General features: G+C 72.3%; 20 protein-coding genes. 6 read left to right on the top strand and 14 right to left on the bottom strand.

The genetic code is table 11. The features are described from left to right. Window positions 1-160: 160 nt before the first annotated feature. Entirely contained in the window at window positions 161-1,336 is a 1,176-nt protein-coding gene (locus tag ACFVT2_RS28975; protein ID WP_390022560.1) for a PQQ-dependent sugar dehydrogenase, read from the top strand. Between the two features lie 108 nt (window positions 1,337-1,444). Further along, window positions 1,445-1,642: a DUF6191 domain-containing protein gene (locus ACFVT2_RS28970; RefSeq protein WP_390022559.1), complete on the top strand. Its 198-nt coding sequence runs from the start codon at window positions 1,445-1,447 to the stop codon at window positions 1,640-1,642. A gap of 13 nt (window positions 1,643-1,655) precedes the next feature. Here ACFVT2_RS28970 and ACFVT2_RS28965 read toward each other — a convergent pair whose 3' ends face one another. The 4 genes from ACFVT2_RS28965 to ACFVT2_RS28950 form a co-directional block, all read right to left on the bottom strand. Next, window positions 1,656-4,775, bottom strand: a complete 3,120-nt coding sequence (locus ACFVT2_RS28965; protein ID WP_390022568.1) for an AAA family ATPase — start codon at window positions 4,773-4,775, stop codon at window positions 1,656-1,658. An 88-nt stretch (window positions 4,776-4,863) separates the two neighbouring features. Next, window positions 4,864-5,052 carry a hypothetical protein gene (locus ACFVT2_RS28960; protein ID WP_390022557.1) on the bottom strand — a complete coding sequence of 63 codons (189 nt, stop codon included), beginning with the start codon at window positions 5,050-5,052 and terminating at the stop codon, window positions 4,864-4,866. Between the two features lie 254 nt (window positions 5,053-5,306). Next, entirely contained in the window at window positions 5,307-6,059 is a 753-nt protein-coding gene (locus ACFVT2_RS28955; RefSeq protein WP_390022555.1) for a hypothetical protein, read from the bottom strand. A gap of 92 nt (window positions 6,060-6,151) precedes the next feature. Beyond that, on the bottom strand, window positions 6,152-8,347 hold the full coding sequence (locus tag ACFVT2_RS28950; RefSeq protein WP_390022554.1) for an MMPL family transporter: 2,196 nt from the start codon (window positions 8,345-8,347) through the stop codon (window positions 6,152-6,154). A gap of 624 nt (window positions 8,348-8,971) precedes the next feature. Here ACFVT2_RS28950 and ACFVT2_RS28945 point away from each other — a divergent pair. Beyond that, a complete protein-coding gene (locus ACFVT2_RS28945) occupies window positions 8,972-9,937 on the top strand; it encodes a DMT family transporter (RefSeq protein ID WP_390022552.1) in 966 nt (321 codons plus the stop codon). Here ACFVT2_RS28945 and ACFVT2_RS28940 read toward each other — a convergent pair. Together ACFVT2_RS28940 and ACFVT2_RS28935 are read right to left on the bottom strand one after the other, a co-directional pair. Then, complete coding sequence (locus ACFVT2_RS28940) at window positions 9,934-10,971, bottom strand: LuxR C-terminal-related transcriptional regulator (protein ID WP_390022550.1); 1,038 nt, start codon at window positions 10,969-10,971, stop codon at window positions 9,934-9,936. The two genes, ACFVT2_RS28945 and ACFVT2_RS28940, sit on opposite strands and share 4 nt — an antisense overlap. 106 nt (window positions 10,972-11,077) lie before the next feature. Continuing rightward, a complete protein-coding gene (locus ACFVT2_RS28935) occupies window positions 11,078-11,509 on the bottom strand; it encodes an ATP-binding protein (protein ID WP_390022548.1) in 432 nt (143 codons plus the stop codon). Window positions 11,510-11,621: 112 nt separating this feature from the next. Here ACFVT2_RS28935 and ACFVT2_RS28930 point away from each other — a divergent pair, with 112 nt between their 5' ends. The 3 genes from ACFVT2_RS28930 to ACFVT2_RS28920 are packed head-to-tail and all read left to right on the top strand — an operon-like array spanning window position 11,622 to window position 13,620. Continuing rightward, window positions 11,622-12,443 (top strand): Scr1 family TA system antitoxin-like transcriptional regulator, encoded by an 822-nt coding sequence (locus ACFVT2_RS28930; protein ID WP_390022547.1) that lies wholly within the window; start codon window positions 11,622-11,624, stop codon window positions 12,441-12,443. Then, window positions 12,440-12,619 carry a DUF397 domain-containing protein gene (locus ACFVT2_RS28925; RefSeq protein WP_390022545.1) on the top strand — a complete coding sequence of 60 codons (180 nt, stop codon included), beginning with the start codon at window positions 12,440-12,442 and terminating at the stop codon, window positions 12,617-12,619. Before ACFVT2_RS28930 ends, ACFVT2_RS28925 begins: the two co-directional genes overlap by 4 nt. Then, a complete protein-coding gene (locus ACFVT2_RS28920) occupies window positions 12,616-13,620 on the top strand; it encodes an aldo/keto reductase (RefSeq protein ID WP_390022543.1) in 1,005 nt (334 codons plus the stop codon). Before ACFVT2_RS28925 ends, ACFVT2_RS28920 begins: the two co-directional genes overlap by 4 nt. Before the next feature lie 27 nt (window positions 13,621-13,647). Here the strand turns inward: ACFVT2_RS28920 and ACFVT2_RS28915 are convergent, their stop codons facing one another. From ACFVT2_RS28915 to ACFVT2_RS28880, 8 genes are all read right to left on the bottom strand, one after another. Next, entirely contained in the window at window positions 13,648-14,574 is a 927-nt protein-coding gene (locus tag ACFVT2_RS28915) for a TIGR03620 family F420-dependent LLM class oxidoreductase (RefSeq protein ID WP_390022542.1), read from the bottom strand. Between the two features lie 238 nt (window positions 14,575-14,812). Then, window positions 14,813-16,321: an Asp-tRNA(Asn)/Glu-tRNA(Gln) amidotransferase subunit GatB gene (gene gatB, locus ACFVT2_RS28910; protein ID WP_390022540.1), complete on the bottom strand. Its 1,509-nt coding sequence runs from the start codon at window positions 16,319-16,321 to the stop codon at window positions 14,813-14,815. A gap of 31 nt (window positions 16,322-16,352) precedes the next feature. Beyond that, complete coding sequence (locus tag ACFVT2_RS28905; RefSeq protein ID WP_100599668.1) at window positions 16,353-16,595, bottom strand: hypothetical protein; 243 nt, start codon at window positions 16,593-16,595, stop codon at window positions 16,353-16,355. Between the two features lie 37 nt (window positions 16,596-16,632). Beyond that, complete coding sequence (gatA, locus tag ACFVT2_RS28900; RefSeq protein ID WP_390022538.1) at window positions 16,633-18,126, bottom strand: Asp-tRNA(Asn)/Glu-tRNA(Gln) amidotransferase subunit GatA; 1,494 nt, start codon at window positions 18,124-18,126, stop codon at window positions 16,633-16,635. A gap of 5 nt (window positions 18,127-18,131) precedes the next feature. Further along, window positions 18,132-18,428, bottom strand: a complete 297-nt coding sequence (gene gatC, locus ACFVT2_RS28895; RefSeq protein ID WP_043266233.1) for an Asp-tRNA(Asn)/Glu-tRNA(Gln) amidotransferase subunit GatC — start codon at window positions 18,426-18,428, stop codon at window positions 18,132-18,134. Between the two features lie 562 nt (window positions 18,429-18,990). Beyond that, a complete protein-coding gene (locus ACFVT2_RS28890) occupies window positions 18,991-21,099 on the bottom strand; it encodes a putative bifunctional diguanylate cyclase/phosphodiesterase (RefSeq protein ID WP_390022536.1) in 2,109 nt (702 codons plus the stop codon). A gap of 156 nt (window positions 21,100-21,255) precedes the next feature. Continuing rightward, window positions 21,256-23,472 carry an NAD-dependent DNA ligase LigA gene (gene ligA / locus ACFVT2_RS28885; RefSeq protein ID WP_390022535.1) on the bottom strand — a complete coding sequence of 739 codons (2,217 nt, stop codon included), beginning with the start codon at window positions 23,470-23,472 and terminating at the stop codon, window positions 21,256-21,258. Between the two features lie 31 nt (window positions 23,473-23,503). Further along, window positions 23,504-24,517 carry a methionine synthase gene (locus tag ACFVT2_RS28880; RefSeq protein WP_390022533.1) on the bottom strand — a complete coding sequence of 338 codons (1,014 nt, stop codon included), beginning with the start codon at window positions 24,515-24,517 and terminating at the stop codon, window positions 23,504-23,506. Window positions 24,518-24,609: the final 92 nt, after the last annotated feature.

The raw sequence follows: 24,609 nt of genomic DNA, 5'->3' as shown, positions 1-24,609 counted from the left end.
GTGCCGGACTGCTTCGCTTTACGTCCGGCACACCCCCACCCCACAGACCCGTCCCCTCCCGTGAGTGGGTGGAATTCCGGTGGGTGGGGGCTTGGGTGAGTGGGGTGGTGCGGGGGGATGTGGTGTTCTGGTTCCGCCCGTCGACGAGAGGACTCCTGCCGTGCAACGTCGTTCCCGGACTGCCGTGTTGGCTGCCGCCTGTCTGCTCTTGGCGGCGGGGTGCTCGTCCGGTGGGGGGTCGGCGGCGGGTGGGCCGGGACCGACCGGGTCGGGCGAGCGGACCGGGGCGCCCTCGCCGAGTCCGTCGGCGTCCGCTGTGGTGCCGCCCGCCAAGGGGACGGTGCGGGTGACCGGGACGCTCGCCACGGGGCTGAAGTCGCCGTGGGGCGTGGCGGCGCTGCCGGGCGGGGATCTGCTGGTCGGTGAGCGGGACACCGGGCGGATCGTGCGGGTGGCCGCGCACGGCGGGAAGGTCGCCGACGTGGGGTCGGTCCCGGGGGTGGCGCCCGGGGGCGAGGGCGGGCTGCTGGGGCTCGCGGTGTCCTCGTCGTTCGGCACCGACCACCAGGTGTACGCGTACTTCACCACCGCGTCCGACAACCGCATCGCGCGCATGATCTACGACGAGCGGCGGGATGCGGGCAACCAGTTGGGCGCCCCCAACACCATCTTCAAAAACATCCCCAAGGGCCGGTTCCACAACGGCGGGCGGCTCGCCTTCGGACCGGACCGGATGCTCTACGCGAGCACCGGCGAGACCGGCGACAAGGCGCTGGCCCAGGACAAGAAGTCCCCGGCCGGGAAGATCCTGCGGATGACCCCGGACGGCGAGCCGGTGCACGGCAACCCGGAGCCGGACTCGGTGGTGTACGACTACGGGCACCGCAACGTCGAGGGGCTCGCCTGGGACGCCGGGAAGCGGCTGTGGGCCTCGGAGTTCGGGCAGGACACCTGGGACGAGCTCAATCTGATCGAGCCGGGTCGGAACTACGGCTGGCCGCAGGTCGAGGGGAAGCGGAAGGGCGGGGCGGTGCCGCCGGGGTACGCCGACCCGGTGCTGGTGTGGAAGCCCGCGGACGCCTCGCCCAGCGGGCTCGCGTACGCCAAGGGCTCGCTGTGGATGGCGTCGCTGCGCGGCGAGCGGCTGTGGCGGATCCCGTTGGACGGGACGAAGCCGGTGGCCGCGCCGCAGGCGTTCCTCACCGGCGAGTACGGGCGGCTGCGGACCGTGGTGGCGGCCGACGACGGGGCGTTGTGGCTGGTCACCAGCAACACGGACGGCCGGGGCCGGCCCCGCAAGGGGGATGACCGGATTCTCCGCCTGGCGGTGAGCTGATCCCCCTGATCCCCCTGATCCCCCTTTGGTCCCCGTTTGCGGGCGGTCTGCTTAGACTCGGTGTCGGGGACGGGTGGATCCATAAGTGATCGCGCCGGAGGGGGCACCGTGTTCAACGTCGTGGAAGAACTGTTCGCGCCGGGCCGTAAGCACACCGACGAGGAGCGCCGGCGGATGACGCTGGTGGTGGACGACGTCGGCGACGGGGACCCCGGGAAGGGGCCGATAGACCTGGCGTCCGGGGTCGTGGTCGTCCGGCCGCAGCCGGAGGCGCCCGCGCCGGAGGGTTCCGACGCGGGCAACTGACGGTCCGGCGGCGCTACTTGGTCGGGGCAGGCTCCTTGCTCGGCGTCGGCATCGCGCTCGACGTCGGCTCGACGAACAACCGCAGCCGGTGGGCGACCGCGCCCGCCTCCCCGCGCCCGGAGACGCCCAGCTTGGCGAGGATGTTGGAGACATGGACGCTGGCGGTCTTCGGCGAGATGAACAGCGTGTCGGCGATCTGGCGGTTGCTGCGGCCGTCTGCGACGAGGCGGAGCACGTCCCGTTCCCGGGGCGTCAGCCCCAGGGACTCGGCGGGGGCGGCGGGCGGCGGTGACCCGGCCGCGGGGCCGGCCGTACCGGGTGCCGGCTGGCCGGCGAGGGGTATCCGGGCGCGCTGGGCGAGGAGTTCGAGTTCGCCGATCAGTGGATGGGCGCCCATGTCAGCGGCGGCGGTGTGCGCCTGGCCGAGCAGCAGCACGGCGGCCTCGCGCGGGGTACGGCCGTTGAGGCCGAGGGTGGCGCGCTCGGTGCCGTGCAGCAGCGACTCGGCCCAGCGGCGGCAGCACCAGGCCAGCTCGTGCGGCCGGTCCAACGACTCGAAGGCGGCGACCGCCTCGGCCCAGGCGTCGGGGGACTCCCGGCCCTCGGCGCGGCGGAGTTCGGCCTCGACCGCCGCACCGTGGGCGTCCCACACGGGGGAGAGCCGGGCCAGTCGCTTGGCGGCGTCGCGGATGCGGGCGAGGATCTCGGGCCGGCCGGGAGCGGCGGTGGGCAGCCCGCGGGCGTCGGCCTCGGCGGTGGTCGCCGACCACAGGAGCGGCCAGGCGTAGCGGTGCAGGCCGGGGGCGAAGCCGGTGTCCAGCGCGGCCTGGACGAGGATGGCGCGGACGTCCAGGATCCGGCCCTGGCGGGCGGCCAGTCGCAGGGCGTGCCGGGCCATGGGGAGGGCGTGCTGCTGCTGCGGGTCGTGGGTGCCGTAGTGCTCCTGGGCGACGGCCAGTTCGCGCTCGGCGGTCGCGAGGTCGCCCTTGTCCAGGGCGAGGGCGGTGTGACGGCTGGCGGCCAGGGCGGTGGCGAGGGAGTTCTGGGCGAGGCTGCGGGCGTCGGCGGCGACCCGGCCGGCCTCCGCCCAGCGGCCGAGCGACTGGAGCGATTCGGCGCGGTTGGTCAGCACCCAGCTGGCGGCGTTCTTGAGGCCGTAGCGGGTGGTGAGCTCGATGCCCCGGTCGGTGACCTCCACTGCTTCGCGGGAGCGGCCGACGCCTTCGAGGGTGCCCGGGAGGTTGATGTGGCCGCGGCCGATGACGGCGAAGTAGCCGCACTCCACGACCCGGTCGAGGACGGTGCGGAATTCGTCGAGGCCCCCTTCGACGTCACCGGCGTCCACCCGCAGCCCGGCCAGCGTCACCCGGGAATTGAGCTCGGCCTCCTCGTCGCCCACCAACCGGGCCAGCTCCACGGCTCGTTCGGCGGTGGTGAAGGTGCCGGGGCCTGGTTCGTGGAGCATCTGCCAGCTGGCGACGGCGGCCGTGACGGTGGCGTGCACGGAGGACGGCGGCAGCCCGCGCATCAGTTCCTGGGCCTTGTCCAGGTCCTCCCAGCCGTTGCCGCGGCCGGTGCCCTGGCAGAGCCGGGAGCGCTGCACCAGGAACCAGGCGGTGCGAAGGGGGTCGTTCTCGGTGCGGAGCCAGCGCAGCGCCCGCTTGGTGATCATGAAGGCGCGCTCGCTGTCGCCGGACAGCCGGGCGGCCACCGCGATCTCGGCGAGCAGGTCGAGGAAGCGGAGGGCGTCGTCGTCGCAGCCGCAGGCCGGGTACCCCTCGGCGTAGTCGACCGGGCGCACGCCCTGGCGGACCTCCGGCGGGGCGTCGTCCCACAGCTCCAGGGCGCGGTCCAGCAACCGCAGCTGCTCGGCGTAGGCGTGGCGGCGGCGGGCCTGTACGGAGGCGGCGAGGACGGCGGGCAGTGCCTTGGCGGCGTCATGGGCCTTGTACCAGTAGCTGGCGAGGCGGGTGGCGCAGACCTCGGAGCGGACCAGCGTGGGGTCGGCCTCCAGGGCTTGTGCGTAGCGGCGGTTGAGGCGGGTGCGCTCGCCGGGCAGCAGGTCGTCGACGACGGCCTCGCGGACCAGGGCGTGCCGGAAGCGGTAGCCGGTGCCGTCCTGGGTGGGGACGAGGGCGTTGCTGCCGACGGCGGCCCGGAGCGCCTCGATGAGGTCGTCCTCGGGCATCTGGCAGACGGCGGCGAGGAGTTCGTGCTCGACGGTGGAGCCGCCTTCGGCGGCGATCCGCACCACCCGCTGGGCGTCCTCGGGGAGCGCCTCGACGCGCACCAGCAGCAGGTCGCGCAGCGGGTCGCTGAGGCCGTAGACGCAGCCGTCGGCGAGGCTGCGGGCCAGCTCCTCGACGAAGAAGGCATTGCCCTCGGAGCGCTTGAAGACCCGGTCGACGGTGTTCTCTTCGGGCTCGCTGCCGCGGATCCCGGCGATCTGGGAGCGGACCTCTTCGCGGTTGAAGCGGTTCAGCTCGATGCGGCGGACGGTGCGCATCCGGTCGATCTCGGCGAGGAACGGGCGCAGCGGGTGGCGGCGGTGGATGTCGTCGGAGCGGTAGGTGGCGACCAGGAGGATGCTGGCGTCGTGGAGGGTGCGCAGGAGGTAGGCGAGCAGCTCGCGGGTGGAGCGGTCGGCCCAGTGCAGGTCCTCGACGACGATGACGAGGGTGCGGTGGGCGGCGAGCCGCTCCAGGAGGCGGGCGGTCAGCTCGAAGAGTCGGGCCCGGCCGACCTCCTCGCCCCGGATCTCCCCGGCGGTCTCGCCCAATTCCGGGAGGATGCGGGCCAATTCGCCCTCCTGGCCGCAGACGGCGGCGGCCAGTTCGTCCCGTAGGTGGGCGTTGAGGGTGTGCAGGATCGAGGAGAACGGGGCGAACGGCAGGCCCTCGGAGCCGATTTCGATGCAGCCGCCGAGTGCGACCTGCGCGCCGCCGCCGCGGGCCGTCTCGCAGAACTCCTCGATGAGGCGGGTCTTGCCGACGCCGGCCTCGCCCCCGATCAGCAGGGCCTGGGGCTCGCGGGACGCGGCGACCCGCGTCAGCGCGTCGCCCAACGCGGCGAGTTCGGCCGCGCGGCCGACGAAAACTGGACTGATGGGTCTGCTCTCCACGGTGCCGAGCATCGCACAGGGGTCCGACACTCGGGCAGTGGTTTCCGGCACACCGGGGACGTCTCCGCTGGTCCGCACGGCCTCGGGCCTCTCCGGTGGATCAGGCGGCGGCGCGCCGTACGCGCCCCCGCCGGGCCCGGACCGTGTTCACCCGCCCTTCGGGATCGTCGCTCCCGGAGTGGGCGGCGTCCCGCGCCCCTGCGGTGGCCTCGCGCACCAGGCGGCGGCGGTCGGCCTCGCGGCGCAGTTCCTCGTAGCGGACCCGGAGCTCCAGTTCGGAGGCGTACATGGTGTCTCCCCTTGGGGTGAGGCGGTGGTGACGCCCGGTCGGTTGCCGGGTGCCGATGGCCTCCACTCTCGTCGCCAAGGGGGGTCCGCCACATCGGGAGAGTTCCCGATCTCCGGGCCGGTTCGGGGCCCGGAAACCGGGGCGGCGGGCGGCCGGGGGCTTAGAAACGCGCGCCCCGGGCCTTGTGGGCCTTAGATATGCCCCACCACGCGCGTGGGGCATTAGGCACGCCCGCCGCTGCCCTCAGAAGGGGCTCAGGCGCCGCCGCCAGGTGCCTTAGGGAGGCTGGGCATGCTGGCGAACAGGTCGAGGTACATGCCCGCCGAGATGATCAACCCGAGCAGGCCGAGCACCAGCCCGCCCCAGGCGACGGCCCGCACCCAGGCGGGGCGTCGGCCGGTCAGCACCACCGCGGCGACGAGCATGGCGAGCACCGCGAACACCCCGTTGACCAGGGCGGTGGTGTGCCAGGGCGCGCCGTAGACGGCGGCGATCTGGTCGGTGGCCTTGCCGGACTGGAGCTTGATCTGGCCCAGCAGCGTCTGCCGTTCGGCGAGCAGGGTGCTCAGCCAGGTGCCGGTGACGGACGCCAGGCCGAGGCCGGCGGCGACCACGGCACCGGCGCCGGCGGCCGCACCGGACGGGGCGGGCTCCTCCGGGGTGTCCTCGTCGGCATCGAAATCGGCCGCGGACTCGGCGTCGGACTCGGCATCCGGCTCGGCGTCGGTCTTGGCCTCGGACTCGGCCTGCCCCTCGGTCGCGGGCGCCTGCCCCGCCGCGGCAGCTTCCCCCTTGGCGGCCGTTCCCCCGGCCTTCCCCGTTTCCTCGGTGCCGTCCGTGGCGCCCTTCGTCACCGCACCGGACGTCACGTCGTCGGCCTTCACATCGTCGGCCTTCACGTCATCGACCTTCACGGCGTCGGTCTTCACGCCGTCGGCCTGCACCGTGTCGGTCTTCACGTCATCGGTCGTCGCGTCATCGGTTCGCTTGTCGGTCGTCGTTCCCATGGGCGCGACCGTAGGTGCCGCGTCTGAGAGTCCGATGAGAGCCGGTGCGCTCCCCTTCTCCGGGCGTTCGCCCCGCGGGTCCGCCCCGGGCGTCAGACCTGCACCCGTGGCCGGTCGTCCACGGGGGGCGCGGGCGCGGCGGGTTCCGCCGGCGGTTCGATGCTCAGCCGCGGCAGCCGGCGTTCCAGCCAGACCGGCAGCCACCAGTTGGCACCGCCCAGGAGGTGCATCAGGGCCGGGACCAGCAGCGTACGGAGGACGAAGGCGTCCAGGGCGACGGCCGCGGCGAGGCCGATGCCGAACATCGCGATGATCCGGTCGCCGCTGAGGACGAACGCCCCGAAGACCGCGATCATGATCACCGCGGCCGAGTTGATCACCCGGCTGGTTTCGGCGAGCCCGACCCGTACGGACCGCCGGTTGTCGCCCGTCCGCTGCCATTCCTCGTACATCCGGCTGACCAGGAAGACCTGGTAGTCCATGGAGAGCCCGAAGAGCACCGAGACCATGATGACCGGGAGGAACGGCTCGATGGGGCCGGCGCTGCCCAGGCCCAGCGCCTCGCTCCCCCACCCCCACTGGAAGACCGCGACGACGATCCCGAAGGACGCGGCGACCGCGGCGAGGTTCATCAGCGCGGCCTTGAGGGGGATGCCGATGCTGCGGAAGGCGAGCAGCAGCAGGACGGAGCCGAGGCCGATGACGGCGCCCATGAAGAGCGGCAGTTTGCCGATGATGACGTCGGCGAAGTCGTCGTAGCCGGCGGTGACCCCGCCGACCCGCACCTTCAGCGTGGTGCCGTCCGCCACGCCCGGCAGCACCTCGGTGCGCAGCCGGTCGACGAGGTCGGAGGTCCGTTGGGACTGCGGTGAGCTGTCCGGTACGACGGTGATCACGCCGGTGGCGTGGCTGCCGTCGAACTCCGGGCCGCTGACCTGGGCCACGCCGGGGGTGTCCCGGAGGGTGTGCGGGAGCTTGTCGAAGGCGAGCCGGTCGGTGGCGCCGTCGAGCGAACCGACCAGCGTCAGCGGCCCGTTGAAGCCGGGCCCGAAGCCGTCCGCCAGCAGGTCGTACGCCTTGCGGGTGGTGGCGGTGGCCGGGTCGTTGCCCTGGTCCGAGGTGCCGAGGTGGAGTCCGAGGGTGGGCAGCGCGAGGGTGAGCATCACGGCGGCCGCGGCGGCGCCGAGCAGCTTGGGGTGGCGTTCGACGAAGCCGGCCCAGCGGGCGGCCGGGCCGGTGCCCGGGTCGGGCCGCGGCCCCTCGGTGGCCAGCCGGCGGCGCTCGCGGCGGCTCAGGGCGCGGGTCCCGATCACGCCGAGCAGGGCGGGCAGCAGGGTGATGGCGGCGGCGACGGTGAGGACGACGGTGAGCGAGGCGGCCAGCGCGACCCCGTTGAGGAAGCCCAGCCGCAGGGTGAGCATGCCGAGCAGGGCGATGCAGACGGTGGCTCCGGCGAAGACCACCGCCCGCCCGGACACCGCCACCGCGCGTTCGGCGGACTCCTGGACGGAGAGTCCGGCGCGCAGCCCCTTGCGGTGCCGGGTGACGATGAAGAGGGCGTAGTCGATGCCCACGCCGAGGCCGATCAGCATGCCCAGCATCGGGGCGAAGTCGGCGACCGTCATGGCGTGGCCGAGCAGGCTGATCCCGGCGGCGGCGGTGCCGACGGCGGCCAGCGCGGTGACGATCGGCAGCAGGGTCGCGGCGAGCGACCCGAAGGCGAGGAAGAGCACCACGGCCGCCGCGGCCAGCCCGATGATCTCCGGCAGCCCTTCGTGCGGCGACTGGGTGAGGGCGACGCCGCTGCCGCCCAGCTCGACCTGGAGGCCGTTCCCGGCCGCCGCCCGGGCGGTGCTGACGACCGCGCGGGCCTGGGCCGCGGGCAGGTCGTCGGACGAGCTGCGGAAGGTCACCGAGGCGTAGGCGGTGCGCCCGTCGTGGCTGATCTGCCCGGCGCCGCCCGGGCCGTAGGGGCTCTGGACGTCGGCGACGCCGGGCAGCCGGCCGACCTCGGCGAGCGTGTGCGCCATGGTCGTGCGGACCGCGGTGGAGCGGACGGTGCCGGCGTCGGCGTGCCAGACGATGGTGTCGGTGTCGCCGGCGCGGCCCGGGAACGCCTTGGCCAGCAGGGCGCCGGCCTGCCCGGATTCGGTGCCGGGGACCGCGTAGTCGGTGGAGTAGGCGCTGCCGGCCACGCCCGCGGCGACGGCCGTCCCAGTGAAGGCGGCGAGCCAGAGGAGGATCACCACGAGGCGGCGCCTGAGGCACCAGCGAGCCAGAGCGGTCACGGGCTGCTTCCGGGTCGTGCGCCGATATCTCCCGGGAGCGGGTGGTGCCGAACGCGGACTGACGGGGGTGGGGAGCGGGGCGGTACGGGTGGGAGAGCGGGGCCGGTGCGGGGGCCTCCGCGGCCGTTGCCGGCACGGCGGTCCCGCTTCCGAGTGCAGAGTGTCAGCCCGAAAAGATCCTTTGTCCCCTTTGTGGATTTCCCCACAGAGACGGCGACGGAGGCAACCCGGCCCATTTATCGGGCGGTTATGCCCACTAAAAGCCCCTTAACGGACTTTTTCCCCTTCGCGCCAACTCCCCGCACCCGCCCACGCTGACCGGAGGCGGACGTGGCCGGTTCCGGCGCGCGTGCGCTGTTCCCCGTGGGCATCCGCCCGAGAAAGATCGTCTTCAGGGGGGCCGGAGAGGCGCGCGACGCTCGTCTCCTGTGGGCTCCGAGGTTGGTGGTCGCCTTCACGGCGCGATGAGCACCCGATGAGCACCCGATGACCGTCCGCTGACCGCCCGCCCGCCCGGCCGGCCGGGCCCGGCACCCCGCCGCCGTCGCGGTACGACGGGCCCGGCCCGGCCCCGTCGTCGGATCCTCACCCCCTCGAACGGCCGTCGAACAAGGACCCACGATCATGACCACCATGACTGCTCGCACCGCGCCCCCCGGCAACCGGCCCCTCTGGCTGATCGATGTCCCCGTCGTCCTGGTGGCCGTCGTCTGGGGCTCCAGCTACCTGGCCGCCAAGGAACTGGCCACCGGTACCACCGTCATCGCCCTCCTCCTGCTGCGGTTCCTGGTGGCCACGCCGGTGATGGCGCTGGTGGCGGGCCGCGCGCTCACCCGGCTGACCGCCCGGGAGATCGGCGCGGGCGCGATCCTCGGCGCGCTCCTGTCATGCGTACTGGTGCTGGAGACCTACGGGGTGGTGCACACCTCGGCGACCAACGCGGGCCTCATCATCAGCCTGACCATGATCTTCACCCCGCTCGCCGAGGCCGTGGCGACCCGCACCCGCCCCACCGCCGCCTTCGTCGGCGCGGCGGCGCTGTCGGTGACCGGGGTGGCCCTGCTGACCCAGGGTTCGGGGTTCACCACCCCGTCGTCCGGCGACCTCCTGATGCTGCTCGCCGCCGTCGCCCGCACCGTCCACGTCATGGCCATGAGCCGGCTGAAGGCGGTCCGTTCGACCGACTCCGGAGCGCTGACCGTCGTCCAGTTCGCCGGCGCCATCGCGGTCTTCGCCCTCGCGTCGCCCTTCGCGGGCGCCTCCCCGCTCTCCGTCGCGGCCGCCTACTCCCCCCACCAGTGGACCGCCCTCCTGTACCTGGCCCTGATGTGCACGCTCTTCGCCTTCTTCGTCCAGATGTGGGCGGTGCGCCGGACGTCGCCGTCCCGCGTGAGCCTGCTGCTGGGCACCGAGCCGCTCTGGGCCGCCGTCATCGGCATCGCGGCCGGCGGCGACCGGCCCGGCCCGCTCGGCGCGGTCGGGGCGGTCCTCGTCCTCATCGGTACGACATGGGGCCGGCGGACCGTCGCGCCACCGAAGCCCGAGGAGGCCGCCCGCCCCACGGCTTCCCAACCTGCCGAGGTGTCCTAGGCCACCGCAACCGCGATCTCCGCCCGCGACAGCAGCCCCTGTTCGACGGCCATCATGCCCGCCTGGAACCTGCTGTCCGCCCCCAGCTTGGACAGCAGCGGAGTGATCGTCCGGCGCAGCGTACGGTCGGAAACCCCGAGGTTACGGGCGATGACGCTGTCCTTCAGCCCGGCGGCGAACATCCGCAGGACCATCCTCTCCCGGTCGGTCAACGCCCCGTCGCGGGAAACCTGCTGGGCATCCCCCGGCGCGACGTCGGCCAGCCGTTTCGCGTACACCCAGCAGTGCTCGAAGACCTGGCGCAGCAGCCGGCACATCACCACACCGTGGATCTCCAGCGCCGTCACCTCCTCGCCGTCCGCGTTCAGGGTGACCAATGCCTGTACGTCGTCGACCAGGGTGAGCCGGAACGGCAGCGTCATCGCGAGCCGCACCTGGGCCCCGGCCCGCCGCAGCCGGTACAGATGCGCCTGCCCCGACGTGCTGTCAGGCGTCGAGCGCAGGTGGACGGCGCGCAGCGACACGCCCTGGGCGAGGACCCGCACACTGCGCCGCTCGGCCTCCTCCCATCGCTCGGGCGCGGCCCGGTCGTTCGGCCGCAGTGCGAGAACCTCCCGCCGCGCCCCGGCCGCGAGGGCGTCCATGCTCTCCGCGATCCGCTGCTGCCCCACCCGCACCGCTATCCGGGAGGACTGCGCGGCGCCCGTACCCGACGGCTGAAAGGCCGGCAGACTGTCGGCCAGTGCGCTGAACGCCGCCCGCAGCGACCGCAGTCCGTCGAGCCGGTCCGCCGTCGCCTGCTCGGCGGTGTCCAGCAGCAGCGCGAACGCCGTCTCCGGCGACACCGGCACCGGCAGCGCCCCGCCGCGGGACGACCGTACGAGTCCCATGGACCCCAGGTACCGCAGGCTCTCCTGGAACTGCCGACTCGTCATGCCGAGCCGCTCCGCCGCGCGATCCTGCGGGCAATCGCTTTCCGTCAGCAGTAAGTTGAAGACCTCGTCGGCCCGCTCGGGACCGGAACGCGAACGCATGACACCTCCACGAAGCACACGAAAAGTACGTGGCACGGCGTCATTGGCGTGATCGACGAATTTCGGATGGTAAGTGGCAGTCAGATCCAGCGTCCACGCCCATCTCTCATCCTGAGATCTTCCCGGCCACCGGCCGCCACTCACACCACACGATCTTTCCCGGCACGCGCTCCTCGACGCCCCACGCGTCCGCCAGCGCCGACACCAGCAACAGCCCGCGCCCGCGCTCGTCGTCCTCCGCACCGCCCCGCTCCGACACCCGCGGCTCCCCGTCCCCACTGTCGTGCACCTCGACCCGCAACACTCCGTCCTCCGCCCCCAGCGCCAGCCACAACCGGTAACCACGCCCCGGCGGGACGCCGTGCAGCACCGCATTGGTGGCCAATTCGCTGACGCAGAGCACGACATCGTCCGCCCCGCGCTTCCGATCCCAGTCCGCGAGCGCACTGCGCGCGAACTCCCTGGCCAGCGACACGGAACGGCGCTCGCGCCGGTAGAACGCCGTCCGGACCCGGACGGCCTGAATCTCCTCTTGCATGCCACCAATGTCACTGCCAGTGACTACGCTGGACCACAGCGTGAAGTCGTACAGATGCGATGTACGACTTCTCGCCGCATCAGACGGTCACGACGGGGGGAAGGCAAGCGGCATGCACCAGGCGAACAAACCGAAGCGGATCACGTCATGGCATGTGATCGGCGCCCAGTTGAGCCACTTCCGCAAGGCGGCCCGGTTGACGCAACCGGCACTGGCCGAGGCCGTGGGCGTCCACGAGGACACCATCGGCTCCATCGAACAGGGCCGCAGAGCCCTGAAGATCGACCTGGCCGAGGCATTCGACGAAATCCTCGGCACGAAGGGGGCGTTGGCGGTTGCGGTGGAGAAGGTGCCCGACAAGGAGCGCTTTCCGGCCTTCGTTCAGGACTTCGTCGAGTACGAGGCGGACGCGATCTCCCTGCTCTCGTACGAGAACCACGTCATGCCCGGCCTGCTCCAGACGCCGGACTACGCACAGGCAGTCTTCTCGTGCCTCTTCCCGCCCATCAGCGAAGCCGACGCCGCCGAACGACTCTCGGCTCGCCTCGACCGTCAGCAACTACTGCAACGGGATCCGCCGCCGGTCCTGAACTTCATCCTGGAAGAGGTGGTCCTACGTCGGCCGATCGGCGATGCGGAGGTGCTACGGCAGCAGATCAGGCATCTGCGCAGCTGCGCAGAACTTCCCTTTGTCGGACTCCAGATCATGCCCACGAGCCGTAGGAAGCACGCAGGACTCAACGGGCCACTCGTGCTCCTGGAAACTCCCGATCATGGCCAACTGGCCTACATCGAGGGCCAGAGAGTGAGCTTCCTCGTGGACGATCCGGACGAGGTAAGTGTGCTCCAACAGAAATATGGGATGCTGCGATCGCAGGCACTCACACCAGAAGACAGCGTCAGCCTGCTCGACCAACTGGCGGGAGAGGCATGAGCGATCTGGCCTGGTTCAAGTCCAGCTACAGCGGCGACGAAGGCGGCAACTGCCTCGAAGTGTCCGCGTCCCACACCGCCATCCACATCCGCGACTCCAAGAACCCCGACGGGCCGGTGCTCACCCTCCCGGCCGGTGCCTGGGGCGCGTTCGTCGCGGACGTGGCGCGGCCGTGAGGCAGCGGCGGCTCGGCGCCCAGGGACCGGCCGTCTCCGCGCTCGGCCTCGGCTGCATGGGGATGTCGACGTCGTACGGCGTACCGGACGACGCCGAGTCCCTCCGCACCCTGGACCGGGCGGTCGAGCTCGGGGTGACCCTGCTCGACACCGCGGACGCGTACGCGCGGGGCGCCAACGAGGAGTTCCTCGGGCGGTGGTTGGGCAGCCGACCGACCGCCCTGCGGGACGGACTGGTCTTCGCGACCAAGTTCGGGTTGCGGCACGACGCGGGCACCGGGCGGGTGAACGAGGTCGACACCTCCGCCGCCTGGGTGCGCACGGCGTGCCACGCCTCCCTGCGCCGCCTCGGTACGGACCGGATCGACCTCTACTACATGCACCGGCGCGACCCGGCCGTCCCCATCGAGGAGACGGTCGGCGCCATGGCGGAGCTGGTCGCCGAGGGATCCGTACGCCACCTCGGCCTCAGCGAGGTGAACCCGCGGACGCTGCGCCGGGCCCACGCCGTCCACCCCATCAGCGCCGTACAACTGGAGCACTCCCTCTTCACCCGCGAGGTGCTGGAGGGCGAAATGCTGGCGACCTGCCGGGAGTTGGGCATCGGCGTCGTCGCGTACTCGCCGCTCGGGCGCGGCATGCTGACGGGCGCCCTCTCCTCCCGCGGCGACCTCACCGCCGACGACGCCCGGCGCCGGTGGCCGCGGTTCGCGGACGAGAACATCGAGCGCAATCTCGCGCTCGTACGGGCCCTCCGCACCACCGCCGAGTCGCTCGGCTGCACACCGGCGCAGGCCGTCCTCGCCTGGCTGCTCGCCCAGGGCGAGGACCTCGTGCCGATTCCCGGCACCAAGCGCCGGGCGTATCTGGAGGAGAACGCGGCCGCGGCCGATCTCTCGCTCAGCCCGGAGCAGGCGGACCGGCTCCGCGCCGCCGTGCCCGACGGCGCGGTGGCCGGCGAGCGCTACCCGCTCGCCGCCCTGGCCCGCCTCGGCCACTGACCAAGGGGCCGGCCCTGCGGCAGCAGCTCAGTCGGTCAGCAACGCCGGTGCCAGCTCGCGGAGTTGGTCGATGCCCAGGCCGCGGTTGGCGACGATCGGCTGGAGCGACACATGGTCGGCGCCCGCGTCGTGGTGCTCCTGCACCCGCCGCCGGATCGCGTCCGCGTCGCCCCAGGCGACGATCGCGTCGACCAGCCGGTCGCTGCCGCCGTCGATGAAGTCGTCGTCGTCGAAGCCCAGCCGCCGCAGGCTGTTCACGTAGTTGGGCAGCGCGAGGTAGAAGCCGAGGTGGTGCTCGCGGATCTGGGCGCGGGCGGTCGCCGGGTCGGTCTCCAGCAGGACGGCCTGCTCGGGTGCGAGCAGCGGGGTGTCGCCCAGGATCTCGCGGGCGCCGGCGGTGTGCTCGGGCGTGACGAAGTACGAGTGCACGCCCGCGGCCCGCTCCCCCGCCAGTTCCACCATCTTGGGGCCGAGCGCCGCGAGCACCCGGGCGGGCGCCTCGGCCACCGGGGCGTCGTAGCGGGCCTCGTCCATCGCCTCAAGGTAGGAGCGCATCGCGGCGAGCGGCTTGGCGTAGGCGTGACCGCGCCCGTTGACCTGCGGGGCGTGGCTGGCGCCCAGGCCCAGCAGGAACCGGCCGTCGTACGCCTCGGCGAGGGTGTGCGCGCCGGCGTTCATCGCGGTGGCGTCCCGGGCCCAGATGTTGGCGATACCGGTGGCGACGGTCAGCCGCTCGGTGGCGGCGAGCAGCAGCCCGGCGTGGGCGAACGCCTCCTTGGTGGCCTGCGCCTCACCGAACCACAGCGCCCCGTAGCCCAGCCGCTCGACCTCGGCCGCGAACTCCCGTTCCGTCGCCGCCGACACCCGACCGAGCCCGCCGTGCCAGACCCCGACCCGGCCGAGCCGCGCGGCGATCGCTCGCGGGTCCTGAACCGGTGTGTCCTGCTGCGCCATTGTTCATTCCTCCACTGTCCGGCGGGCGGTGCCCCGGGGCCCGTATCCGTTGATCCTTTTCTGGTGACAGCGCCTTTGGGGGACGTGGCATTCCGCGTAGGAGGAGAAAGATCGGCAATTCGTCCGGAAGGCCGCCCGGGCACCGGTCACGGGCATCGGCGTCGTCCCAGGCCGGATACGGCGAAGCGGCCGCCCCTCCGAGGAGGGACGGCCGCTTCGCGACCGGAACGTGTCGGGATCAGCCCTCGACGCCCAGCTTCTCCAGGATCAACTCGCGGACGCGGGCGGCGTCCGCCTGGCCGCGGGTGGCCTTCATGACCGCGCCGACCAGGGCACCGGCGGCGGCGACCTTGCCGCCGCGGATCTTGTCGGCGATCGCGGCGTTGGCGGCGATCGCCTCGTCCACGGCGGTGCCGAGCGCGCCCTCGTCGGAGACGACCTTCAGCCCGCGCTTCTCGACGACCGTGTCCGGGTCGCCCTCGCCGGCCAGCACGCCCTCGATGACCTGCCGGGCCAGCTTGTCGTTGAGCGAGCCGTCGACGACCAGCGCGGCGACCTTGGCGACCTGCTCCGGGGTGATCGGCAGCGCGGCCAGCTCCACCCCGTCCTCGTTGGCGCGGCGGGCCAGCTCGCCCATCCACCACTTGCGGGCCGCGGCGGAGTCCGCACCGGCCTCGGTGGTGGCGACGATCAGGTCGACCGCACCGGCGTTGAGGATCGACTGCATGTCCAGCTCGGCGATGCCCCACTCCTCGCGGAGCCGGTTGCGGCGCAGCCGCGGCAGCTCGGGCAGGGTGGCCCGCAGCTCCTCGACCCAGTCGCGGGACGGGGCCACCGGCACCAGGTCCGGCTCGGGGAAGTAGCGGTAGTCCTCCGCCTCCTCCTTGATCCGGCCCGACGTGGTGGAGCCGTCTTCCTCGTGGAAGTGCCGGGTCTCCTGGAGGATCGTGCCGCCGGAGGAGAGCACCGCGGCGTGCCGCTGGATCTCGAACCGGGCGGCCCGCTCCACGGAGCGCAGCGAGTTGACGTTCTTGGTCTCCGAGCGGGTGCCGAACTTCTCGGTGCCCCTGGGGCGCAGCGAGAGGTTCACGTCGCAGCGCATCTGGCCCATCTCCATACGGGCCTCGGAGACGCCCAGCGCCTTGATCAGCTCGCGGAGCTCGGCGACATACGCCTTGGCGACCTCGGGGGCCCGCTCGCCGGCGCCCTCGATCGGCTTGGTGACGATCTCGATGAGCGGGATGCCGGCGCGGTTGTAGTCCAGCAGCGAGTGCCGGGCGCCGTGGATCCGGCCGGTCGCCCCACCGATGTGGGTGGACTTGCCGGTGTCCTCCTCCATGTGGGCGCGCTCGATGTGAACGCGGAAGATCTCGCCGTCCTCCAGCTGCACGTCGAGGTAGCCGTCGAAGGCGATCGGCTCGTCGTACTGGGAGGTCTGGAAGTTCTTCGGCATGTCCGGATAGAAGTAGTTCTTCCGGGCGAAACGGCACCATTCTGCGATGGAGCAGTTCAGTGCCAGGCCGATCTTGATCGCGGACTCCACGCCGATCGCGTTGACGACCGGGAGGGAGCCGGGCATGCCCAGGCAGGTGGGGCAGGTCTGCGAGTTGGGCTCGGCGCCCAGGGTGGTCGCACACCCGCAGAACATCTTGGTCTTGGTACCGAGCTCGACGTGCACCTCCAGACCCATCACGGGGTCGTAGGTGGCCAGCGCGTCCTCGTACGGCACCAGGTCGGTGACAGTCACGGTGAAACTAACCTCTCAGGTCCGGCGCCGGTCAGCCCGCGAGGACGTCGTCGTCATTGAGACGACGCAGTTCGCGGACGAGCAGGGCGACACCGGTGACGATGGCGGCGGCGGAGACAACGGCGTCGATCAGTTGGAGCGTGTCATGCTCCCCCTTGGCCTTCTTCGCCTGCTTGACGACGCTCACCGCGCCGAACAGCGTGGTGCCGATGGACAGGTAGGTGCCGGGCTTGGACTTCTTGAAGCTCTTGGCCTTGGCCAGCTTTCCACTCACAGCGTCTCCTCCAGCAGGTCCTCGATGACAACTCCGCTCACAGGGCCGGCGCCTCCTCCAGGAGCGGGTGGCCCCACTTCTCGGTGAGCGCGGACTCGACCGCGGCGCCGACCTTGTAGAGCCGGTCGTCGGCCATGGCCGGGGCGATGATCTGCAACCCCACCGGCAGCCCGTCCTCGGGAGCCAGTCCGCAGGGCAGCGACATGGCGGCGTTGCCCGCCAGGTTGGCGGGGATGGTGCACACGTCGGCGAGGTACATCGCCATCGGGTCGTCGGTGCGCTCGCCGATCGGGAACGCGGTGGTCGGCGTGGTCGGCGAGATGATCACGTCGACCTGCTCGAAGGCCCGCTCGAAGTCGCGGGTGATCAGCGTGCGGACCTTCTGGGCGCTGCCGTAGTACGCGTCGTAGTAGCCGGAGCTGAGCGCGTACGTGCCGAGCATGATGCGGCGCTTGACCTCGGGGCCGAAGCCGGCCTCACGGGTCAGTGCGGTGACGTCCTCGGCGGACTTCGTGCCGTCGTCGCCGACCCGCAGGCCGTAGCGCATGGCGTCGAAGCGGGCGAGGTTGGACGAGCACTCGGAGGGCGCGATCAGGTAGTACGCGGCCAGCGCCAGGTCGAAGGACGGGCAGTCCAGCTCGACGATCTCGGCACCCAGCTCCTTGAGCAGCGCGACCGACTCGTCGAAGCGCTGCACGACGCCGGGCTGGTAGCCCTCGCCGCGGAACTGCTTGACGACGCCGACCCGCATCCCGTCCACGCTGCCGTTGCGGGCCGCCTCGACGACCGCCGGGACCGGGGCGTCGATGGAGGTGGAGTCCAGCGGGTCGTGGCCGGCGATGGCCTCGTGCAGCAGCGCCGCGTCCAGCACCGTGCGGGCGCACGGGCCGCCCTGGTCCAGGGAGCTGGAGAAGGCCACCATGCCGTAGCGGGAGACCCCGCCGTAGGTGGGCTTGACGCCGACGGTGCCGGTGACGGCGGCGGGCTGGCGGATCGAACCGCCGGTGTCCGTACCGATGGCGAGCGGGGCCTGGAAGGAGGCCAGGGCGGCGGAGGAGCCGCCACCGGAGCCGCCGGGGATCTTGGTGAGGTCCCAGGGGTTGCCGGTCGGCCCGTAGGCGCTGTTCTCCGTCGACGACCCCATGGCGAACTCGTCCATGTTGGTCTTGCCGAGGATGACGACGTCGGCGGCCTTGAGCTTCTTGGTCAGCGTGGCGTCGTAGGGCGGCATCCACCCTTCGAGGATCTTCGAGCCGACGGTGGTCGGCATGTCCTGGGTGGTGAAGATGTCCTTCAGCGCGAGCGGGACGCCGGCCAGCGGGCCCAGCTTCTCGCCACGGGCCCGCTTCTCGTCGATGGCGCGGGCCTGGGCCAGCGCGCCTTCGCGGTCCACGTGCAGGAAGGCGTGCACCTTCTCGTCGACGGCCTCGATGCGGGCCAGGTGCGCCTCGGTCACCTCGACGGCGGTGAGCTCGCCGGCGGCGATCTTCGCCGCGATCTCGGCGGCGGTGAGCTTGATCAGGTCAGCCATGTCGGTCACTCCTCCCCCAGGATCTGCGGCACCTTGAAACGCTGCTGCTCCTGGGCCGGGGCGCCGGAGAGCGCCTGCTCGGGGGTGAGCGACGGACGGACCTCATCCGGCCGCATCACGTTGGTCAGGGGCAGCGGGTGGGACGTCGGCGGGACGTCTTGGTCGGCGACCTCGGAGACGCGGGCGACCGCGCCAATGATGTCGTCGAGCTGTCCGGCGAAGTGGTCGAGCTCTTCGTCCTTCAGCTCCAGACGTGCCAGCCGGGCGAGGTGGGCGACCTCCTCGCGCGTGATGCCAGGCATGCAGAGATCCTCTGGTGTTTTCGGCGGAGTGTTCTGGGCGGAGTGTTCCGGAAGGAGATTTCTGGGCGAATTCTCCGGCGGAGTATTCCGGCCCAATCCTATGGCGTACGGGAACGCTGCCGCGAAACGCTTTCGCCGGAGCGCTTCAGCGGGGTGATACGCCGGACCGCCCGGCGGGGCACGGGGCGGTCCGGCGCGGGCCGCCCCGCGGGCCCGGACGGCGGCCGGGGCCGGGGTCAGCCGCCGCCCACCGCCGGGGCGCCCGGTGGCGGATCGTTTGTCCTGGGGCCGTCCGGCACGCTGGGGCCGGACGGTGGTGTGTCCGGTGGCGGCAGGTACGGCGCCGGCACGCTCGCTTCCGATTCGTCCGGTGGCGGCGCCTTCACTGCCGGTTCGTCCGGCGCCAGCGCGTCCGATGCCGGCGCGTTCCCTTTCGGTTCGTTCGTCTCGGGTGGGTCGGGGGGCGGCCGGTCCGGTGTCCCTTGGCTGGGGGCCGGCTGGTCCGGTGCGGGGAGCTGCGCGGTGGTGTCGGAGCGGGGATTTGGGACGGCCGGTGGCCGGGTCAGTTCAAGACCTGTCCCGAAGGGCGCTCGGCTGCCTTCTCCGCCGCCAGGGCGGTCGTCTCCGACGCACGGCGCCACCCGTGCTCACCGCGGGCCCGTAGCCAGGCCGTGGTCTCGTCCGGTGGCATCGCGGCGGCCACCAGCCAGCCCTGGACCGCGTCACAGCCCAGGTCGCGCAGCCGCTCCCAGGTCTCGTCGTCCTCGACGCCCTCGGCGACGACCAGCAGGCCCAGCGAATGGGCGAGGTCGAGGGTGCAGCGGACGATCTCGGCGTCCTCGTTGTCGACGGCCAGCCGGGCCACGAAGGAGCGGTCGATCTTCAGCTCGCTGACCGGGAGGCGCCGCAGGTGGACCAGGGAGCTGTAGCCGGTGCCGAAGTCGTCCAGGGACATCTTCACGCCGTGGGCGGTGAGCCCGGCCAGGGTGTCGGCGGCCCGCTGCGGGTCCTCCAACAGGACGTGTTCGGTTATCTCCAACTGGAGGGCGCCCGGTGGGACGCGATGTCGGGCGAGCCGGGCGGCGACCGCGCCGGCGAAGCCCGGGGAGTGCACATCGCGCGGTGAGACGTTCACCGCGACCGGCACCTCCAGGCCCATCGCGCGCCAGCGCGCCACCTGGGCGAGCGCGGTCTCCAGGACGTACTCGGTCAGCCGGGGCATCAGGCCGGAGGACTCGGCGATGGCGATGAACTCGTCCGGCGGGACCCGACCGCGGTCCGGATGGACCCAGCGGACCAACGCCTCCAGACCGGCGACGTGTCCGTCGAAACCGACCTTGGGCTGGTAGTGCAACTCCACGTCGCCGGCGTCCAGGGCGCGCCGCAGATCGCCCAACAGGCCGAGCCGGTCGGGGGTGTTGCCGTCCCGCTTGGCCTCGTAGAGCTCGACGCCGCTGCGGTCCCGCTTGGCTTGGTACATCGCCACGTCGGCGCGGCGCAGCAACCCCTCGGCGTCCAGCGCGTGTTCGGGGAAGACCGCGACCCCCGCGCTGGCTTCGAGCACGAGGGTCAGTCCGTCGAGGTCCAGCGGGGAGCTGAGGGCCGCGACGAGGTTGCGGGCCACCCGCTGGGAGCTGGTGAGGGAGTCGGTGGCCGGCAGCAGGACGGCGAACTCGTCGCCGCCGAGCCGGGCGGCCTCGGCGCCGCGCGGGAGGGCGTGCCGCAGCCGGTCGGCGATCTGGAGCAGCAGGCGGTCGCCGGCGAGGTGGCCGAGGGTGTCGTTGACGGAACGGAAGCGGTCGAGGTCGATCAGGACGAGGGCGGCCCGGATGCCGGCCCGTTCGGCCTCGTCCAGGGCCGTCCAGGTGCGCTCCAGCAGCCACTGGCGGTTGGGCAGGCCGGTGAGCGGGTCGCGCAACTGCTCCTCGGCGCGGGCCCGGGCTATCCAGAGGGTGGAGTCCAAGGCGATCAGCGGGACCGCGAACAGCGGGAGCAGCAGCGGGGCACCCACCGCGCAGACCGCGATCAGCGGGGAGATGCCGAGCAGGGCGATGCCGACCAGGGCCTGCCGCACCACCGCCGTACGGGCGATGGTGGGCAGTCCGCCGTCGAGCGGCAGCCGGCTGAACCAGAGCAGTCCCCGGCTGACGAGGAGGTAACTCCCCGCCATCACGATGACTTCGGGCAGGACCGAGAGGTCCCAGGCGTCGGGCGTCCAGGGCTGGCGGACCGCGGGGTGCACCCCGCAGACGGCCAGGCCGAGCGCCGCGGCACCGATGCCGAGGACGTCAACGGCCCCGTGGACCAGGGCCTGTCGCCAGCGCTGTCGTCTGGCGGCGCCGACCAGGACCACCACGGAGAGGCTGACCAAAATGGCCGGCACCCAGCCGTAGAGGAGGAGTACGGCGAGGGCGAGGGCGGCCCCGGAGCCGGTGCCGCCCCACCACCGGTCCCGGCCGAGGGCGACCAGGTGGCCGACGATGACACCGGTCAGGACCGCCAGCGACCAGCCGACGGCTCCTGTGGGGAACAGCGGCGCACCGCCGCCGAGGGTGTGCAGCACTCCCGCGGCGAGCGCCACGCCCGCCGCCATGACGATGGCCGCGGGCAACGCAGGCACCACGAGCCGGCGGAGCCGCGACGCCGGAGCGGCGCTGTCGGTCGGTTTCATTCCGATCCCTCTCACAGCCGGCTGTGCCCGCGCCACGGCAGGCGCACACGTCAACAGTAGGCCGCGGAAGGCTGTTGCGGGCAGCGATCCGCAGCGGTTGCCCGAATGCGACCCGGCCTCCCGGATCAATCTGGTATGCGCCGATGGGGTGACACCTCACTCCTCCTCAGGCGGAGTGACAGCTACCGCTCGTGCTGCCTCGGGACCCTGCTCCAGCAGCACAGCGAAGCCATCATCGTCCAACACGGGGACCTTCAACTGCATGGCTTTGTCGTACTTCGAACCGGGGTTGTCGCCCACCACTACGAATCCGGTCTTCTTGGAAACGGATCCGGTCACCTTCGCTCCGAGAGCCTGTAGCGCTTCTTTCGCGCCATCTCTGGTGTGTGACTGAAGTGTGCCCGTTACCACGACGGTGACGCCTTCCAAGGGACGCGGGCCCGCCTCACCCGTCTGCTCCTCCTCCATCCGGACGCCCGCGGCCCGCCACCGCTCGATGATTTCCTCGTGCCAGTCCACCGCGAACCACTGCTTGAGCGAGGCCGCGATGGTGCCGCCGACGCCGTCCACGGCGGCCAGTTCCTCCTCGCTGGCCTCCCGGATCCGGTCGATGGAGCGGAACTCGCGCGCCAACGCCTGCGCCGCGACCGGGCCCACGTGGCGGATCGACAGGCCGGTGAGGATCCGGGCCAGCGGGCGCTCCTTGGCGGCCTGGATGTTCTCCAACATGGCGAGGGTGTTCTTCTTCGGCTCGCCCTTCTGGTTGGCGAAGAAGGTGACGACCTTCTCCTCGCCGGTCTTCGGGTCGCGCTTGGGCAGGCCGGTGTCCGGGTCCAGGACGTGGGACTTGATGGGCAGCAACTGCTCGACGGCGAGGTCGAAGAGGCCGCCCTCGTCCTTCAGCGGCGGTTCGGCGGGCTCCAGCGGCTGGCTGAGCGCGGTGGCGGCGACATAGCCGAAGTTCTCGATGTCCAGGCACTTGCGGCCGGCGAGGTAGAACAGCCGCTCGCGGATCTGGGCGGGGCAGGACCGGGCGTTGGGGCACCGCAGGTCGATGTCGCCTTCCTTGGCGGGCTGGAGCGCCGAACCGCACTCGGGGCACTCGGCCGGCATCACGAACTCCCGCTCGGTGCCGTCCCGCAGGTCGACGACCGGGCCCAGGATCTCCGGGATGACGTCGCCCGCCTTGCGGATGACGATGGTGTCGCCGATCAGGACGCCCTTGGCCTTGACCACGTCCTGGTTGTGCAGGGTCGCGAACTCCACCTCGGAGCCGGCGACGGTGATCGGCGCGACGACCGCGTACGGCGTGACCCGTCCGGTGCGGCCGACGCCGACGCGGATGTCCACCAGCTTGGTGTTGACCTCCTCCGGCGGGTACTTCCAGGCGATCGCCCAGCGCGGCGCCCGCGAGGTGGCGCCCAGCCGACCCTGGAGCCGGATCTCGTCGAGCTTGACCACGACGCCGTCGATCTCGTGCTCGACGGCCGTGCGGCGGGTCTCGGGGTCGCCGTAGTGGGCGATGAACTCCCGTACCGCGGCGAGGGAGTTGACGGCGCGGTTGTGCGACGCGGTGGGCAGGCCCCAGTCCTTGAGCAGGTCGTACGCCTCGGAGAGGCGGTCGATCTCCAGGCCGTCGCGGGCGCCGAGGCCGTGCACCACCATGTGCAGCGGGCGGGTGGCGGTGACCTTGGGGTCCTTCTGGCGCAGCGAACCGGCCGCGGCGTTACGGGGGTTGGCGAACGGGGGCTTGCCGTCGGCCACCAGGCGCTCGTTGAGCTCCAGGAACTTCTCCATCGGGAAGTAGACCTCCCCGCGGATCTCGACCAGCGCGGGGACCCGGTCGCCGGTGAGGCGGTGCGGGATCTCGGTGATGGTGCGGACGTTGGGCGTGATGTCCTCGCCGGTGCGGCCGTCGCCGCGGGTGGCGGCGCGGGTGAGCCGGCCGTGTTCGTAGGTGAGGTTGACCGCGAGGCCGTCGACCTTCAGCTCGCAGAGGAAGTGGTAGCCGGCGCTCTTGGGGTCGCCGCCCAGTTCGGTGGCGATCCGCTCGGCCCAGGCCGACAGTTCCTCGTCGTCGAAGGCGTTGTCCAGCGAGAGCATCCGCTCGCGGTGCGCGACCTCGGTGAACTCCGTGGCGTAGGAGCCGGCGACCTTCTGGGTCGGGGAATCCGGGGTGCGCAGCTCGGGGTGCGTCTCCTCCAGGGCCTCCAGGGAGCGCAGCAGCTTGTCGAACTCCGCGTCACTGACGACCGGGGCGTCCTTCACGTAATACCGGAAGCGGTGCTCCTCGATCTGCTCAGCGAGCTGCGCGTGCTTCTCCCGTGCCGCGGCGGGCACCTTGGATGCCGCTGCGTGCTGTTCGCCAGCCACCGTCTTGTCCTCCCGTGTCCTGTCAGAGCGGTCACTCAGGGTTGTCTGCGAGCGACTTCGCCGCCCGGACACAGTGGGCGAGCACCGCGCGGGCATAGGCGGGCGAGGCGCCCGCCAGACCGCACGACGGGGTGACCACCACGGACTCCGCGAGGAGCCCCGGTGCCAGCCCCAGCCTGCGCCACAGCGTCCGGACACCCATGACGCTACCGGCAGGGTCTGACAATCGGCCGTCCACGCCCGGCACCACGCCCGCGAACAGCGCGGTACCGCCCTCGACCGCCTCGCCGATCACCTCGTCCTCACGCTCGGTGAGCAGTGCGGCATCGAACGAGATGCCCGTGGCGCCGGCCCGCCGCAGCAGCCCGAACGGCACCTCGGGCGCGCAGGAGTGGACCACGACCGGTGCGCCGTCCGCCGCCGCGACGAGGTCGCGCAGCGCGCCCTCGACGACCGCGCGGTCCACGGCCCGGTGGGTGCGGTAGCCGCTCGCGGACTTCACCCGCCCTTGGAGCACCGCGGTCAGCGACGGCTCGTCGAGTTGGAGCACCACCTCGGCGCCCGGCACCCGGCGCCGGACCTCCGCGAGATGTCCGCGCAGCCCCTCGATGAGGGATGCGGTGAGGTCCCGGCAGGCCCCGGGATCGCCGAGCGCCACCTCGCCGTTGCGCAGCTCCAGGGCGGCGGCCAGCGTCCACGGGCCGACCGCGGAGACCTTCAGCGGTCCCGCGTACCCCTGGGTGAACTCCTCCAGGGCGTCCAGGTCCTCGCCGAGCCAGGAGCGGGACCGGCGGGTGTCGCGGCCGGGCCGGTCGCTGATCCGCCAGCCGCTGGGCTCCACATGGGCGTAGAGCTCGACGAGCAGACCCAGGGTCCGCCCGATCATGTCGGCGCCGGGCCCCCGGGCCGGGAGCTCGGGCAGATGGGGGAAGTCCTCCAGCGTCCCGGTGACGGTCTTCGCCGCTTCGCGTGCGTCACCGCCCGGCATAGATCCGATGCCGGTCGCCGCGCCGGCGGCCCACTTGTGCCTGATGTTCTCGCTCACCTGGGAAGGGTATGCGGCGGTGGGGCGGGGGGGGGGCCCCGGCCCCCCCCCCCCCCCCCCCCCCCCCGGCCCCCCCCCCCCCCCCCCCCCCG

It is taken from the genome of Streptomyces sp. NPDC058000 (genome assembly GCF_042886435.1).
GTDB lineage: Bacteria > Actinomycetota > Actinomycetes > Streptomycetales > Streptomycetaceae > Streptomyces.
This window is presented reverse-complemented; position numbering and strand designations above follow the sequence as displayed.

Coding starts and splice junctions, on each gene's coding strand:
- ACFVT2_RS28965 (WP_390022568.1), bottom strand. CDS start 4,775: ATGCTCGGCACCGTGGAGAGCAGACCCATCAGTCCAGTTTTCGTCGGC.
- ACFVT2_RS28960 (WP_390022557.1), bottom strand. CDS start 5,052: ATGTACGCCTCCGAACTGGAGCTCCGGGTCCGCTACGAGGAACTGCGC.
- ACFVT2_RS28955 (WP_390022555.1), bottom strand. CDS start 6,059: ATGGGAACGACGACCGACAAGCGAACCGATGACGCGACGACCGATGAC.
- ACFVT2_RS28945 (WP_390022552.1), top strand. CDS start 8,972: ATGACCACCATGACTGCTCGCACCGCGCCCCCCGGCAACCGGCCCCTC.
- ACFVT2_RS28940 (WP_390022550.1), bottom strand. CDS start 10,971: ATGCGTTCGCGTTCCGGTCCCGAGCGGGCCGACGAGGTCTTCAACTTA.
- ACFVT2_RS28935 (WP_390022548.1), bottom strand. CDS start 11,509: ATGCAAGAGGAGATTCAGGCCGTCCGGGTCCGGACGGCGTTCTACCGG.
- ACFVT2_RS28930 (WP_390022547.1), top strand. CDS start 11,622: ATGCACCAGGCGAACAAACCGAAGCGGATCACGTCATGGCATGTGATC.
- ACFVT2_RS28925 (WP_390022545.1), top strand. CDS start 12,440: ATGAGCGATCTGGCCTGGTTCAAGTCCAGCTACAGCGGCGACGAAGGC.
- ACFVT2_RS28915 (WP_390022542.1), bottom strand. CDS start 14,574: ATGGCGCAGCAGGACACACCGGTTCAGGACCCGCGAGCGATCGCCGCG.
- gatA (WP_390022538.1), bottom strand. CDS start 18,126: ATGGCTGACCTGATCAAGCTCACCGCCGCCGAGATCGCGGCGAAGATC.
- gatC (WP_043266233.1), bottom strand. CDS start 18,428: ATGCCTGGCATCACGCGCGAGGAGGTCGCCCACCTCGCCCGGCTGGCA.
- ACFVT2_RS28890 (WP_390022536.1), bottom strand. CDS start 21,099: ATGAAACCGACCGACAGCGCCGCTCCGGCGTCGCGGCTCCGCCGGCTC.